At 40.2% G+C, this 16,153-nt stretch carries 12 protein-coding genes, 1 tRNA gene and 2 pseudogenes; 3 read left to right on the top strand and 12 right to left on the bottom strand.

All coding sequences use genetic code 11. The features are described from left to right. Window positions 1-6 precede the first annotated feature (6 nt). The 8 genes from DPF91_RS13295 to DPF91_RS13260 all read right to left on the bottom strand — a co-directional run bounded on the left by DPF91_RS13295 (window position 7) and on the right by DPF91_RS13260 (window position 8,789). Window positions 7-417 carry a hypothetical protein gene (locus DPF91_RS13295; RefSeq protein ID WP_117234919.1) on the bottom strand — a complete coding sequence of 137 codons (411 nt, stop codon included), beginning with the start codon at window positions 415-417 and terminating at the stop codon, window positions 7-9. A 156-nt stretch (window positions 418-573) separates the two neighbouring features. Then, window positions 574-1,134 carry a hypothetical protein gene (locus tag DPF91_RS13290; RefSeq protein ID WP_117234918.1) on the bottom strand — a complete coding sequence of 187 codons (561 nt, stop codon included), beginning with the start codon at window positions 1,132-1,134 and terminating at the stop codon, window positions 574-576. A 316-nt stretch (window positions 1,135-1,450) separates the two neighbouring features. Further along, the gene (locus DPF91_RS13285; protein WP_117234917.1) at window positions 1,451-2,086 is read right to left on the bottom strand and encodes an RpiB/LacA/LacB family sugar-phosphate isomerase; all 636 of its coding nucleotides are present in this window, start codon (window positions 2,084-2,086) and stop codon (window positions 1,451-1,453) included. Between the two features lie 18 nt (window positions 2,087-2,104). Beyond that, complete coding sequence (gene kduD, locus DPF91_RS13280) at window positions 2,105-2,866, bottom strand: 2-dehydro-3-deoxy-D-gluconate 5-dehydrogenase KduD (protein WP_117234916.1); 762 nt, start codon at window positions 2,864-2,866, stop codon at window positions 2,105-2,107. A gap of 21 nt (window positions 2,867-2,887) precedes the next feature. Continuing rightward, window positions 2,888-4,612 (bottom strand): DUF2264 domain-containing protein, encoded by a 1,725-nt coding sequence (locus DPF91_RS13275; RefSeq protein WP_117234915.1) that lies wholly within the window; start codon window positions 4,610-4,612, stop codon window positions 2,888-2,890. A 3-nt stretch (window positions 4,613-4,615) separates the two neighbouring features. Beyond that, window positions 4,616-6,532, bottom strand: a complete 1,917-nt coding sequence (locus tag DPF91_RS13270; RefSeq protein ID WP_338116883.1) for a TRAP transporter large permease — start codon at window positions 6,530-6,532, stop codon at window positions 4,616-4,618. Window positions 6,533-6,597: 65 nt separating this feature from the next. Next, window positions 6,598-7,584 (bottom strand): TRAP transporter substrate-binding protein DctP, encoded by a 987-nt coding sequence (gene dctP / locus DPF91_RS13265; RefSeq protein ID WP_117234914.1) that lies wholly within the window; start codon window positions 7,582-7,584, stop codon window positions 6,598-6,600. Between the two features lie 32 nt (window positions 7,585-7,616). Next, window positions 7,617-8,789, bottom strand: coding sequence for a glycoside hydrolase family 88 protein (locus DPF91_RS13260; protein ID WP_117234913.1), 1,173 nt, complete (start codon window positions 8,787-8,789; stop codon window positions 7,617-7,619). A 183-nt stretch (window positions 8,790-8,972) separates the two neighbouring features. Between DPF91_RS13260 and DPF91_RS13255 the strand changes: the two genes are divergently transcribed. The 3 genes and pseudogenes from DPF91_RS13255 to DPF91_RS22410 form a co-directional block, all read left to right on the top strand. Further along, window positions 8,973-10,010, top strand: coding sequence for a LacI family DNA-binding transcriptional regulator (locus DPF91_RS13255; protein WP_117234912.1), 1,038 nt, complete (start codon window positions 8,973-8,975; stop codon window positions 10,008-10,010). 296 nt (window positions 10,011-10,306) lie between these two features. After that, a pseudogene (locus DPF91_RS13250) lies at window positions 10,307-11,227 on the top strand (IS5 family transposase). Window positions 11,228-11,288: 61 nt separating this feature from the next. Continuing rightward, window positions 11,289-11,366 (top strand): annotated as a pseudogene (locus DPF91_RS22410) (helix-turn-helix domain-containing protein); the annotation flags it as partial. A 211-nt stretch (window positions 11,367-11,577) separates the two neighbouring features. Here DPF91_RS22410 and DPF91_RS13240 read toward each other — a convergent pair. From DPF91_RS13240 to DPF91_RS13225, 4 genes are all read right to left on the bottom strand, one after another. Further along, window positions 11,578-11,652: transfer RNA gene (locus tag DPF91_RS13240), tRNA-Gly, on the bottom strand. Window positions 11,653-11,829: 177 nt separating this feature from the next. After that, window positions 11,830-12,717 (bottom strand): NAD(P)-dependent oxidoreductase, encoded by an 888-nt coding sequence (locus tag DPF91_RS13235; protein WP_117234911.1) that lies wholly within the window; start codon window positions 12,715-12,717, stop codon window positions 11,830-11,832. 303 nt (window positions 12,718-13,020) lie between these two features. Beyond that, window positions 13,021-14,772, bottom strand: coding sequence for a sodium:solute symporter family protein (locus DPF91_RS13230; protein WP_117234910.1), 1,752 nt, complete (start codon window positions 14,770-14,772; stop codon window positions 13,021-13,023). Window positions 14,773-15,255: 483 nt separating this feature from the next. After that, entirely contained in the window at window positions 15,256-16,092 is an 837-nt protein-coding gene (locus tag DPF91_RS13225) for an endonuclease/exonuclease/phosphatase family protein (protein ID WP_164684163.1), read from the bottom strand. Between the last annotated feature and the right edge of the window lie 61 nt (window positions 16,093-16,153).

The following is a 16,153-nucleotide window of genomic DNA, read 5'->3' as shown; positions in this document are numbered from 1 at the left end:
AAGACGTTACGATGCACTGACAAAGACCCCAATCAATGCAAAGATAGCGACTAAACCAAAGATTTTGAAAACAAATTTATCTAACTTAAATGGCTCTTTCTCTTTGGACTGATCCAATACAGCTGCTTTCTTTGCTTTATGTATAGTGCTTTCTCTAGACGAAGCCTCTTGTCTTGCTTTCTTTCGAGACTCTTCTACTAGCTCTTGAGCAACTTTTGCCTCATCAACGATTGATTCGGCTCTCAGCTGAATATAAATACTTTCAACTTTAGCTTCTTCGCCACCACTCAAAGCCTTAGCTTTAGTCCATAACCCAACTCTTCTCTGATCTTGAGTTATTTCCTGAGCTACCTGTTCATAGACCCACTCTTCAAATATTCTCTGCTTCGATTTTTTATTTTTAGTCAATAAACTCATAAGATAACCAAGATTTTTACCCGTTTTATTGACGAAAAGAATAACTAATATTCAAGTAGATTTCATGTGGTATATTCTGGACTTGTGCTATCAACACCCACTTTAAGGGGGGAGTGAGCGTGCGTCATGTTTGAGCGAAGTGAGTTCGGCACGCGTTCAAGAATCCCTCTTGAAGCGTTTGTTAGTTGCTTTCTCTACAATAGCTGAACAGAGGTCTGCACACTTTGAAAAGATGTATTCAAAAGGCAAATCTCTATTATTTGACCTAACTTCAAACCCATTTGGATTTGCTTCCACAATATCTCCATACACTGACTCACAAACAACAGTAATGGAAACCCCATCAAGTATATCTCTGCTCTTAACTGGAATAGTGTACCTATACATAACCTCACTAGAAGAAGCACTAACGCAAAAAGGTAACGATGTTGAAACATCTTTTCTTTGAGGCAATTTATCTTCGATTATCTTCGAAAAGTCATTGAAATGGGTAACTTCAATAACTTCATTTTCTAAGTGCAGTGTGATTTTTTTGAGAATAGCAACGCCATTGCCGTCGTTAATTAACTTAAACTCTCGAGTTAACCATTCGTCGCGAACATCTACAGAGAAATAAGTATGAATAATTGGTAGCAACTCTTTTCTATTGTGCTGTCTCTGAACAAAAAGTGTTGTACAAGCAACAATTAATGCCAGTAAAACTAAGAATGTTTCCATTATTTCTCCGAATTTTGATTAGCAATTACGTAGCTTTATAACAGTTCTAGTCATATCGAGGAATCAAAGCCGAAAGACTGCATTCAGACTCATTGGATGAATTATTTGTAATTATAAAATTCGAGTTTAAGACATAAGCCATTGTAATTATTGCATTATTTCATATCACCCTACGATTTTAGGTGTTCCTACCTAATGGTAAGATGTTGAAATTAAAAGAATAAAAAGGGATCAGAGTCAAACTCAGATCCCCCATAACTTATCAGCCTAGCCTAAGAAGCCGGTTTAATTGCTTCCCGATAAATCGTTACGTCGCTTAGTTTAGAAGTGACTTAACATATTCCGCTAGAGCAGGCTCTTGGCAGTTTGCGAAGAAACATTCTTGGAATTGAACGCTACCAACCGCCGTTTTTACAAGCTCTTGTTCAATCGCCTTAAGACCTTCAACCGTATCTTTTGCTACAGCTGATTTTACGTTGTACAAAATTGCAGCATTACGTTGTTGCGGCTCTGCACGTTCAAGTGGGTAGCCTTGACCACGCTCACCTGTAAATGTTTTTTCAAAGATATAACGAACATTCAGCTCACCAGCCCAGCCAAAACCTTTAGCAAATGCCAGTGAAAGTGCATTGCCATTATTGATTTGGTTAAACAAGAACGCATCCGATGGTTCTAGGCAGTAACCACACACGACTCCGGCATGTAGGTTACATGACATCATCGCCCCTTGACCTGTGCCACAGCCTGTAACTACAAAATCAACGGCTTTTGAATTTAGAAGAATGCTTGCCATAATACCTAGGTGAATGTAAGTCAGTTGATGATCATTCTCATCCGTCATACCTACGTTAAAAACATCATGACCAAGGCCAGAAGCTACATTATTAAGCTCGCTTGCAACCATCGCGCTTTTTGCCGCTTGGCTGTTTTCCATCATTAGTGCAATTTTCATTATTTTTCTCCCAAATTCTTATCGTGCTAACCAGCCGCCATCAACTGCTAGCGTGTAACCGTTAACATACGCTGCTGCATCTGAAGCTAGGAATACAACAGGACCACTCAGATCCTCTGGTGCCCCCCAACGCTCAGCAGGAATACGCGCTAGAATTTCAGAATTACGCGCTTCATCAGCACGAAGCGCAGCCGTGTTATCTGTTGCCATATACCCCGGTGCAATCGCATTAACATTAATGTTGTGCTTAGCCCATTCGTTTGCCATTAAACGAGTTAGACCCATAACAGCACTCTTAGATGCTGTGTATGACGGAACACGAATACCGCCTTGGAAAGAGAGCATGGAAGCAATATTAATGATCTTGCCACCAGTCTTTTGCTTGATGAACTGTTTAGCCACTGCTTGCGAGAAGAAGAATACCGTCTTTGAGTTAATGTTCATTACGTCATCCCAATCTTTTTCAGTAAAATCAACTGAGTCAGCACGACGGATGATGCCAGCGTTATTTACAAGAATATCGATCTGTCCAAATTCATTAACTGCAGATTCAACAATTTCACCAATAGAAGACTGATCAAATAGATCCGCTCGAACATCAAGGAACTTTTTATTTTGTTCTTCTACAAGTTTCATTGTTTCTGTCGGCTCTGATACGTTTACACCAACAATGTTACAACCAGCAGCAGCTAGAGATACCGCCATCGCCTGACCTAAACCTGTATTACAGCCAGTAACAATTGCAACTTTACCATTCAAATCAAATTTATTATTAATCATATATTTCACTTAAGATATTATTTATACAACAACTGAAAACTCGCTAATCAGCGTGTGTTTTCCAGCTTTTAGCTTTGTTAGAAGAAAAGGTACCGATGATCTTGGGTATACAATATTCGTATGTATACGAACTGAAGATAAAGGCTCTTTTTCATATTCATCAAGACTGAGAATACCTGATTTCTCATTGCCTACCACAATAGATACTGAAGTAAATTCATCATTTTTAGTAATAATATTTGGCTCTTCATACCAGTGACCAATCGCAAAACCACTTTCAGAAACCCAAGCATCTTCCGTTAATTCAAATGTGTGTTTTCTAATACTAAGACCGTTATCTAATACCGTTATTTCTGTCTCTACGTTAATCTGACCTGTAGTCCAATTTGTTTTAATTACGTTATTCTTAATCTTGGTTTCATTATTTTTATGGCGCATTTGCCAGTTAATTCCTGAATCAAAGCTGAAAGCAAGAATGTTATCTCCAAAGCTCAAAGAATCTGCATAAAGTAATGAATGAGTATCTAGACCAGTCCATGTTGTATATGCAAATTTATTATATTTGTCCTTTTGAAATAACGTATTTATTGGCCCCGAAAAGTGAACAATTGACTCACCGTTTATTCGTTGAGCTACGCTCTGACTACATGGCATAGAATAAACATCATCTTCAATGGTCATTGGTAGTGCATCTGATTGCCAAAACTCAGAATCATCAGGCAGACATAATGGGATAAATGCTTTCATACACCAGTAAGGAGATGTTGGAGAGTTATAAGTCTCACACATCATTAAGTTCGGATATGAATAGCCACGAGTCAAAAGTCCCTCATCGTCAAATATTGGCTTGTCTGACCATACTTTTATTTGCCGTTCCCAAATACCTTTGACTTCTCTTAGTTTTCGCGGTTCGAACTCAACAAGAGCTAATGCACCCCAAAATGCAGCAGTAGCAAAGCGATAAACCATTGAACGACCTAATGGCAATACTTCACCTTTGTCTGAGAACCAGTACTTGAATGGTTCAAAAAAAGATTGAGCTCTTTGCTTAAAAACAGCCGTCAATCTTGGGTTGGCATTTTTTACAAAGGTTGAGTAAAGAATGCCGTAATAGTGCAATGCGTAACCACCATAGTGATCAACCGTATTAACGTCACCGTCACCGTACCAACCTTCACCTAGATACCAGTTCTCAATTTTCTCAAAGTACTGATCTTGAACCTCTTGATTAACAAGGTCATGGCGCCCAACATTTTTTAGCCCCTCTTGCACTAAGATAGTGAAGAATAACCAGTTATTTTGAGGCATGGTTTTGTATTGGACTCTAGCCAGCCAACTAACCAAGTTATCCTTTTGCTTGTCCGTCAAAGGGGTGTAACTAAACTCTGGCAATGCGACTAACAAAAAGCCAATGACGGCCATTTCGACCGAGCGTTGGTCGTGATTACCTACATGCCCCCAAAAGTTTGCGTGTTCAGGGTCAGTCCCTTCAATAATGGCTTTCTGGATTAACGGCCAATGCTCAAACTCACCACCACCTAAAGTTAAAGGAATAATCCCCCACAAAGGTCGTACTGCACCCTCTAATGAACTAGCTTTCATGTCGAACCATGCACCGCCCGTTCCAAAGTCGATAAGAGAGCTCTGCTTTTGATAATAGGGAACTAGCGGCTCAAACATATCATTGACTAAGTTTTGATAGTCTTGCTTTGTTTTTAGTTCGTTATTATTAAATGGATTTTTCATAATTTAATTTAACCCAAAGAATCTAGGCAGTGCTAATGACAACACTGGGAAGTATGTAATTAATATCAAGCCAATAATTTGCACTAAGAAAATAGGTAACAAAGGTTTAATTACACTAGTGATTTTTTCACCAGTAATACCACATGAAACAAATAACACTGTCCCAACAGGTGGTGTCACAACGCCCATAGATAGGTTGTAAACCATAATCACCCCGAAATGCACAGGGTCAACACCTAACCCAGTCACAATTGGATATAGAATCGGTGTGAAGATTAATAGTGCTGGTGACATATCCATGAACACACCAACGATTAACAGTGTGATATTAATTAATGCCAAAATTACATATTTATTATCACTAAATCTGATTAACATTTCTGCCACTGTGTCTGGAATAAAGGCAAATGTCATACTCCAGCTCATTACACTCGAACAAGCAATTAGAAATAAGATGACGGCAGAACTAATTGCAGAGTCATAGAGAATTTTAGTCAAACTCCTAAGAGTAATTGTCTTGTAAAAAACTGATAGTAATAAGCTATATGCTACAGCAATACCCGATGCTTCAATTGCAGTAAATACACCACCAATGATGCCTCCTATCACAACAAATATAAGCATCAAACTTGGCAGCGCACCCCAGAGTACATTTAGGAAACTATTTAAATCAATTGAGGCCTTTGATACTGGATAATTATTCTTCTTCGCATAGATTGCAGCAACAATCATCACACTAAGGCCAATGATAATCCCTGGAACATAACCTGCTAAGAATAGAGCTGCGATTGACGCCCCGCCCCCTGTGATCAGAGAATAAACAATAAATACACCGGTTGGCGGGATCAACATACCTGCAATTGATGAAGCGGCGTTTACTGCCGTGCTAAATGGCATATCATAATTTTTCTCTTTTGCCATTGGAGTAATAATGCCTCCGATCGCTGTTGCAGCGGCAATCGCTGAGCCAGAGAGCGATCCGAACAACATATTCGCAACGATATTTGTCTGCCATAAGCTGCCTGGAATTCGACGTCCAATCAACATTGCAAAGTTAATCAGTCTTCTCGCGATACCGCCTTGGTTCATAATGTTGCCAGCAAGGATAAAGAACGGTAATGCAAGGAAACCAAAGTTATTCAATGATGCAAATAATGTTTCACCTGTTGTACTTACCAACTCTGAAATGTTCATTTGCAAACTCAGAGTCATTAAACCCGCAATACCTAAACCAACAGCAATTGGTGTACCGATCAGCAAGAAAAAGAAGAATGCCATGAACAATACGAAGAAAGAAATCAGCTCAATATTGTCCTCTATATACCCCATCGTAAAATCGTTAGACTTCAAGCTTGAGTAACCAAAGATTAGAAGCCCTAATATGATTGATACTGCGATCGTTTTAAATCTATTCTTGCTATTTTTAGTAAATAGATTGCTTAACTTAATTAAATAAGAGACACAGATTACTACACCTAGTATGATAATCACGGATTGCAATAGACCCTGATTCATTTTTAGGATTGGTGTAAACGATTGATTATCAAGACCAATCACACCACTATAAGCGACAATACCACCAAAGAAAATTGATGTGACAATCGTGATAATAACTAATGTATCTTGACTATCTTCTGATATTTTATCTAGAATAATTGGCAAATTAAGGTGTTTAGCTTGTAAGAAACAAACTGACGCACCTAAAAGACCTAGCCAAATTAACATATAAGTGAGTAGTTCTGAAGATACATTACTTGGTGAGTTTAGTATATATCGACAAAATACTTGATATACAATCAAAACACTCATTAGACCTAAAGTAAAAACCAAAATTGGCTTTAAAGATTGATTAATTATTTTACCAAACTTATCAAATAATGAAGAGTCTCTTTTCTCTTCAATAACATTACCATCCATCATTACGAACTCTTATTTTTATAATGAGAGGTCGAGTTTAGCCGACCTCATTTATATATGTTAATAGATTATAAATCTCTACCTTGAAGAGCAAAGATAACGTTCAGTAAATCTTTCTTTTTAGGGTCATTCAGTGCATTTTGGTACATTGGTTGAACAGCTTCGACAAACGGCTCAATATCTACTTCATTAATCTTCACACCAAGCTTTTCGATGCCAATTTGTTCAGATTTAGCCATAGTATCATCAACGAATGAAAGTGATTTCTTGCTCACCTTTTCAAACTCATCAAATACAACCTTTAGATCATCTGCGGAAACTTTCGATTTGAATTTGTCACTAATAAGAACATAATCACTTAAACGAGTATGGTTAGTATGTGTGCCAAATTTTGTCACCTCGCCGTATTTAATTTCCCAAAGTGCAGCAACACCGCCCTCTGCACCATCAATAACGCCTTGTTGTAGTGCTGGGTACACTTCACTGAAGGCCATTGGAGATGGAACAGCGCCAAATGATTCAAGCATTTTGATGTAGTTATCACTACCCATTGTGCGAATCTTCATTCCTTTTAGGTCATCAATCGTTTTGATTTCCTTGGATGTCATGATTCCACGGAAGCCATTACTAAGAAAACCTAGTGGGTTTAGTTTTTTTGATGACAATGCTTCGTCGACTTTAGCTTTTACCGTATCATCAAACATTGTCTCACTGTATTCATCTAAGCTTCTAAAAATATAAGGTAAGTTCAAAACACCCATTTCAGGAGCAATGTTTTCAAGCGTTGCTGTATTGGTCATGCCAACAGAAATAACACCACTTTGTACTTTCTTTAGGTAATCACCTTGACTGCCTAGTGTGCCGTTCCAAAATATTTTGAATTTCACACGACCATCTGTTTTTTCTTTTACATTATCAGAGAACTCTTGTAATAGAACACCTGGAGCGCCATCACTTGGGATATTCGTTGCAAACTTATACACTTTTGCACTTGCTGTACCTGTAAACGCTAAGCAAATACTAGCAAGGAGTAGGGATTTTTTAAGATTAGACATTTTGTTTCCTTTTTTTATTTAAGATTATTCAATTACCAAAACAGTTTATTATGGCCAAGTGCTCGCAAAACGGCCTCAAAATAGTAGTAATCACCATACGGAAGCATAGCGTTTGCTAAAAACTCTTTATCTAATTGATGTGCTTGGTGAACATAAGACGCAGAATCTGACAACAACCCTTGAGCTTCTTTATTATCAGTTAAGTCATAGTTGTTTCTTAATGCTAGAAGCATTTTTTCACCGAACTTACGATACTTTTCAGCTAAGTCAGTTTTACCTTGTTTTTCCAACACTTCAGAGAGCAGGTATAAACCAGCTGCTGTAATTGAACCGGCAGACGTATCTTTATATTGTTTATCTTCTTTTGGCAGACGGTAATCCCAGATGGGTACTAAGTCATCCGTGATATTTTCCATAACGAAGTCTGTTAGCTTCATACTCATTTCTGAGTAACGCTCATCACCTGTTAATAGCGCCATTTGAGCAAACCCGTGGATAGCCCATGCTTGGCCACGAGACCAGCAAGACTCATCAGCATAACCTTGGAAAGTTTTACCTGCGATTGGTTGGTTTGTCTTCGTATCGAAGTCATAAGTATGATAGGTACTAAAATCATCACGAACTAAGTATTTTAGCGATGTTTCAGCTTGTCGAATCGCCACTTCTTTGTATGACTCAATATTGGTTTCCGAGTATGCCCACATCAGCAAAGAGAGGTTTTGCATACAATCGATAATGATTTTGCCTTGAACTAGCTCAGCATGTGCTTGGTCTTCTGTACCTGCAGTCCAAGCAACTAAATAGTTACCATTCCAGTTGAAGCGACTACGTAGTGCATCAGCAGCTTTCAGAGCAAGATTACGAGCTGTTTCATTGCCCGTTAATTTGTAATCAGCTACCGCGGTTAATGAGAATTCAAAACCCAGATCATGGTTCAGCCACATTGGATTGTTTAGGATTTCTCCAAAATGCGCATAACGCATACGCGCCATATTTTTGTACTCTTGCTTACCAGTCAGCATGTAAGCTAGCCACAGTTCACCAGTCCAAAATGAGTCCGTCCAGAAATAATCTTCTTTTGGATATTGCCACGTGAAATCTTCCGGACCAGCTCCAATCATTGGATTACGATTGCCAATGATTGGTGCATTGCGCTCGATACTCTCTAGAATATCATTTTTAATTTCCGTTAATTCTTTAAACATAAACTCTCAACTTAACTAACTTTCAACAAATTACGCTGTTTCGATGGAGGGTACTTTAAACAACGGAAATCCAAAAAAACGTGATCTACAACACGCAAAATGTAACAACTCATTCAAATGATTTGTTTCATTAGTTATAAAATCTAGGTCGTGATGCAGGTCATATAGAAAGAGAATAACGAAATGAGTATTGAACGCATTGCTCAGATAGCAGGGGTTTCTAAAGCCACCGTTTCAAGAGCGATAAACAACCCATCAATAGTAAAACCAGAAACCGTAGAAAAAGTTAATAAAGCGCTTGAGGAAATCTCTTATAAACCAAGGATAAAAAAGACTTTATCGGTAAATATTTACTTCAATAAAATTTCGCTTGTCATTCACTCATCAGTACTACAACCACATAGTTTCTATTTTACAATCTATGAACACTTAAAAAATGAAGCTAAAAAATTTGGATTGACTATCGAAACTATTATAATGAGATCAGATAATGAAATTTCTTCCGCTATCAAGAAGGTCAAGAACTCTGAAACAGTTATTATTGCAGGTATAACCAATACTGAGCTCAACAATATTGCGTTTGAGTTGAATATCCCCACAGTCATGATTAACTGCTTTGATGACTTAATGAGGCTGAGCAGTATAAGTCCTGATTACGAGCTTGGTGGTTACCTACTAGGTAAGGCAACCGTGAATAATGGTTATAGAAAACCAAAGATATTAACAACAATCCCTCGTTTAACTATCCAACAAAGAGTTGATGGATTCTTCCGAGCAATGAAGATGGAGGAAATTAGCTTTGAATATGCAAGAGATGTAATAGATATTCGTACTTATGCCGACACTACAACGTTGGAACTGATGAATAACGATACCGCTGGACAAGATTTCGGCAGTAGTTTAATTATGGATAAAATTGTTGAATCTGGTGTTTTTGATGATTGTGATGTCGTCTTTTGTATTTGTGATTTAATGGCTATATCTTTGATTCAATCTTTGAAATCAAAGAACATTTCTGTTCCAAAGGACATTGCTGTTGTTGGGTTTGATGACCTAGAGATCTCGTCTTTAGTGACACCATCCTTAACAACGATTCGACCAGCATATGAAAGCCTTGCAAAGTCAGCCATCTACAAACTCATCCACTTGAGTAATGACGTTCAAGAGCCAACTGTTCGTTCATATACCGAAGTTAGTTACATAGAAAGAAAGTCCTTATAGGTTCACTTTCTCAGCTATATTCGAATATTCATCCTGATTTCAGATAATAAGTGCGACATTCATGGAAAGGTGTAGAAGAGGAAGCCAACTGCTGAAAGTGGTACGCTCTTCTCGCCAAAGAAACAAGCAGTACTACCATGAATTATCAACAGTTGACCGAGGGCAGAAGATACCAGATTTCAGCTCTTTTGGAACGGGGAATTTCGGTTTCTGAAATGGCTTTGTTGCTTAAATCGATGGAACTAAATCAAGAAGCTACGATCTGATCGGCTACAGCCATCAATCATCGTATCCTCATTCCTAAACCTCGTTACAAAACAACTAACTGGAAGCAGTACAATAAAGCCTTAATCAACCGTGGCTCTCAGACATTTTGGATTGATGAGGAAGCGATAGCCGAGTGGAAGCAAAACAAACAAGGCAAGCGTGGTAGACCTCGCCGATTCAGCGACTTAGCCATTACTACCGCTCTGATGGTGAAACGCGTTTTCTCTATGCCATTGAGAGCGCTGCAAGGTTTTCTAGACTCAGTATTTAAGCTGGCTAACATCCCGCTTGTTTGCCCACACTATATCTGTATGAGCCGTCGAGCTAAGGAAGTTGAGGTTTCATTCAAAACTAAAACCAGAGCTGCGATACAACACTTAGCCATTGACGCCACTGGTCTCAAGATTTATGGCGAAGGTGAATGGAAAGTCAAGAAGCATGGTACTGACAGGAAGCGTAGGGTTTGGCGTAAGCTACATATCGCAGTAGATACCAACACCCACGAAATAGTCGCAGCAGAGCTGAGCTTATCTAACGTAACCGATGCCGAAGTGCTTCCCAACTTGCTTAAGCAGACACGTTGAAAAATCATGGAGATATCAGGTGATGGCGCTTATGACACAAGGAATTGCCATGATGCCATACGGCTCAAGCGAGCTGTTCCGCTCATCCCGCCAAGAGAAGGAGCAGCCTTCTGGGAACGAGGGCATCCTCGTAACTTAGCAGTAGGTTGTCAGAAGCTCTACGGCTCCAATAAGAAGTGGAAAAAGCGGTATGGTTATCATAAGCGCTCTCTGTCAGAGACTGCAATGTACCGAGTAAAACAGCTGCTAGGTGGGAAATTAAGCCTAAGAAATTACAATGCTCAGGTTGGCGAGGCTTACGCTATGATCAAAGCGCTGAACAAGCTTACAGGGTTTGGTATGCCTGAAACTCAGTATATTGTTTAAGGACTGGTCAACATGGGGCTACCATGTCTTCTCACTGAATTAAGCAACAAAGCCCTTTGAAACACTAGAGAAACTCTGTGACTACTTAGGGTGTACAGTTGGGGAACTACTAGAGGTTAGAAAGGAGCAAGAAGATTAGTTTTTCTTATACGATTCCAGAAGTCGTACTTTAGGCCATTTTGAGCCATACGGATCCATAATGTAACTATGGTCTCACTGTGGTCTCAATTTGGTCTCAACTCATTTTCGTCTATAAACAGAAAGATAAAAAATTAGTAGCAGAAACACAAAATCACGCAATTAAGCGTGTTATTTCAATCAGTTGAATTGGGTAACTATAGAGAATAGATTGGAGCGTACTACGGGAATCGAACCCGTATCATCAGCTTGGAAGGCTGAGGTAATAGCCATTATACGAAGTACGCACTTTGTGGAACGAGATTTACTATGCCACAACCATCTAAAAAGGGAAACCTTTTTTATATATCAATGGTTTAAGTGGTTAAAGATGAGCCAAATAGCTCGATAAGTGTGATATAGATATAAAAAACGGCATGGTGGGACTCCATGCCGTTTGTTTTAGACAGAATAAAACCTAAGGATTACTTAGCTTCGCTTTGTAGCTTTACGAAGTAATCGAAGATTACTGGTACATCGTTGTTTGCAAGACCAGAATCTACTGCTGCTTGTAGGCTCTTAGAAGTACCTTCAGCGATTAGAGATTGAGTACCTAGGTCAGAAACCATCTCTAGGAAGTAACCAAGGTCTTTGTTTGCGTTAGCAATTGAGAAACCTAGCTTCTCTTCACCGTCTACAGCGTAGAACTTACAGAACTGCATGAATGGTGAGTTAGAAGGGCCTGCAGACATGATGTCGAACAGTTGTTGACCGTCTACGCCTGCTAGTTTCGCAACAGCGAATGCTTGAGACATAGTTGCAACAGTCGTCATACCCATGAAGTTGTTCACAAGTTTAGTTGTGTGACCTGCACCTAGTGCACCTAGGTGGAATACGTTCTCGCCTTGCTCATCAAGAACTGGCTTAACTTTGTTGAACGTTTCGATGTCGCCTGCTGCCATGATGTTTAGAAGACCATCTTTAGCGTGTGCTGGAGTACGGCCTAGAGGAGCATCAATCATGCCTGCGCCTTTCTCAGCTAGGTCAGCACCAATCTTCTTAGTAGAAGCTGGGATAGACGTACCGAAATCGATTAGCGTTTTGCCTTCAGACATACCCGCTAGGATACCTTCGTCGCCGTATACTACTTTTTCTACAACAGCAGATGTTGTTAGACAAAGCATTACGATGTCGCTTTTCTCTGCTAGCTCTTTACCAGTGCTTACTGCAGTAGCGCCACGCTCTACACATACAGCTACAGCGTCAGCGTTAAGATCCATTACGTTAAGCTCATAACCGCGCTTTTGTAGGTTCTCAACCATGTTGCCGCCCATAAGGCCTAGGCCGATGAAGCCGATAGTAGGTTTAGTCATTTTTGTCTCCAAATGCGTTATTGTATGATTATATGGCTTTAGCTTATTACCATATCATCATCAGATCAATCATAAATTTCAGTGAGAGGCGCAATAGAGTCTCGTTTTGTGATCCTCGACGAGGCTTGATTCCCTGCCTAAAGCGTTCTCGATAAAAGTCTTCTCATGTTTATAACTCGCTAATCATTGTCATCGTTGAAAAATCATACAACTTTGACGTAATCCATAGTGACTTATATAAAGGTAGAGAAGGAAGCCAGTCAGTCTCCCTGACTGGCTTAGTGATAAGTTGCTAGTGAACGGTTAGTCCTGGCTAGCGAGTTCCTGCTTTGGGTTCTTTGCCGCGTTAACCAGTAGTACACCAACGACTAGGACAATCGAGCCACATAGTAGGAACAACATACGTCCTGTTGGTTCATTCGGAATCAGCGCCATCGCCAAGATACCAAAACCTGCTGTGCTGATTAGTTTACCTAGCATGCCACGTTGCTTAGTATCTAGGTTTTGCTGCTCTGCACTGTCTGCCACGATTGGCGTGTTCCAGTTCTCAAATAGCTTCTCAACTTCCGCTTCACGCTCAGGTGTACGACCTTTGAATACCAGCGTTGTTGCTAGGAAGAAGCCACCTGTAAACACAACGTGTGCTGCAAGGCTAAGTGCGACTTTCAAGTCAGACCATTCACGGCCAGTTAGTGCTTGCTCTAGGCCAAACCAGTTTTGGATGTCTTCTGCTTGTAGAGAGATACCAAAGATGTAAGAAACGATACCACCGACGACTAGTGTTGCCCAACCAGCCCAGTCTGGAGTCTTGCGAACCCACATACCAAGTAATACAGGAATCAACATTGGGAAGCCGATTAATGCACCGACATTCAGTACGATATCGAATAGGCTTAGGTGACGTAGTGAGTTGATAAACAGACCGATACCGATGATGAGGAAGCCCATCATGATAGTCGTTAGCTTACTTACGACTACTAGCTCTTTTTGCGACGCCTGAGGGCGTACGATAGGGCTGTAGAAGTTCATTACGAAGATACCAGCGTTACGGTTTAGACCCGAGTCCATTGAAGACATGGTCGCTGCGAACATTGCTGACATCAGTAGACCAACCATACCTGCTGGCATTACGTTCTGTACGAATGCAAGGTAAGCTGCGTCACCACCCACACTGCCGTATTGGTCAGCAAAATCAGGCATGAATGCTGCCACATACCAAGCTGGTAGGAACCAAATCAGTGGGCCAATGATCATAAGTACACAAGCAAGACCTGCTGCTTTACGTGCGTTCTCACTGTCTTTTGCACATAGGTAACGGTACGCGTTAATGCTGTTGTTCATTACACCAAACTGCTTGATGAAGATGAATACCACCCATAGTACGAAGATGCTTGCGTAGTTTAGGTTGTTACCCATGAAGAAGTCGCCTTCAAAATTGGTAACAATGTTCGTGATACCACCACCGTGGAAGTATGCTGCAATCGCACAGGTAATGGTAACGGCCATGATAACTAGCATCTGCATGAAGTCAGACGCAACAACCGCCCAAGAGCCACCTGTTACCGCCATTAGCATCAATACCAGACCGGTCACAACAATCGTTGCTTCCATTGGGATGTTGAATACTGCAGCAACAAAGATTGCAAGACCATTTAGCCAGATACCCGCGGAGATCAAGCTGTCTGGCATGCCTGCCCAAGTGAAGAACTGCTCTGAAGTCTTACCAAAACGTTGGCGAATCGCTTCAATTGCCGTTACAACACGAAGTTGACGGAACTTCGGAGCGAAGTAGATGTAGTTCATGAAGTAGCCAAATGCGTTGGCCAAGAATAGGATTACAACGACGAAACCGTCACTGAATGCGCGTCCTGCAGCTCCTGTAAACGTCCATGCTGAAAATTGCGTCATGAAGGCGGTAGCACCTACCATCCACCATAACATCTTGCCTCCCCCACGAAAGTAATCGCTCGTGGAAGTTGTAAACTTTCTGAACATCCAACCGATGGCGATCAAAAAGAAGAAATAGGCAAGAACAACAAGGGTATCAATAGTCATTTTTTCAGCCTTTAAAGTGTGATTATTAACTGGGTACTAGATTAACCTTTTATGAATTAATTTGTACTACAATATGCTTTTATTGTGATCCAAACCAAGAGGTTTTGTCATTCCTAAAAACATGACAAAGCCCTGACAATAAAGGCTGAGAGGAGTGATCGCAGCTCGAGCAGCGTTCATAAATTGTTACTTTTGAACACCCAATTGTCATACCATTTAAATTATATAATTATCAGCAACTTACACCAAAGCACCGCTCAACAACGTAGTACCTATCCCATAACCACCTTTATGGGATGGAAATCAAACATTAGAAGTGATTATAGATAATGTTATCAAACCGAGATGTTCACCTTGTGAGACTTATTGCTGTTCCTATTCATAGTTTGTTCAAATTCAACAAAGAATAGCTCAGAAATGGCCAGTTAAATCGTACTTATAGGACTCCACACCATCATCTTATTGAAAAAGGAAGTATGACAATTACAGTTGAATGAAGCTCAAGACGGGATAATGATCAGAACCTTTAATTTCAATAAGAGATCGGCGCGAGCACAATATGGCTTGGGCTTTCTGTTCTCCTTTGAGCCACAAGTGGTCAATCGCAATCCCGAGCAAGGGCAAGCGAATACCAAAATAGTCTTCAAGACGTTGATTGACCATCGACCAACTGCGTACTGGAATGCTTTGATGATCTTTGAGGGTTTGTTTGTACCTTGGGGACATTGAAGAGAGGTTGAAGTCACCAGCAACTAAGGAACGTTCAGTCACGGCTTTAGACACTTGGTACTCTACGAGATTGATCATACTGTTTCTATCACGCCACAGGCTTTGACTTCTTGGAGACGGGGGATGGGCAAAGAACACTGACACATCAATTCCCTCTTTCGGCTGCCAAACACCTTGGATCAAATTCCCTCCATAAGAAGCCCGTTCGATTTGAAGCCCATAAAGCAGCGCTTTACTGAGGATAAACACATTGGAGGGATACCCTATGTTCTCTTGTCCGCCAAAACGATGAGGATATAGTGCAAATAAGGGGCTGAACTGCTCGGCATGTTCAGGGGAGGCTTCATTAAGCACAACCAAGTCAGGCTGTTTTTCAGCGATAGATTCAACAAACTGCTCTAAGTTGTCGTTATTGAATGCTAAGTTATATTGAACGATAGAAAGTGGCGAAGAGCACTGCTGCTGAACAATTTTGTTAAATGGCGGCGTGAAGTAGTAAAAACTCATTGTAACAAGCAGACTCGCTGCAATTGATAACTTATCTTTGAGATAAAAGCTAAACAACACAATTACAGCAAACAAATAAAGCATAAACGCAGAAACAGATATGATGTTCTCTGCCCACCAATAGTCGTACTTCCACCAACACATG

This window comes from Vibrio maerlii (assembly GCF_003415655.1).
GTDB lineage: Bacteria > Pseudomonadota > Gammaproteobacteria > Enterobacterales > Vibrionaceae > Vibrio > Vibrio maerlii.
The sequence above is the reverse complement of the archived record's forward strand: the minus strand, read 5'-3'. Positions and strand labels throughout refer to the sequence as shown.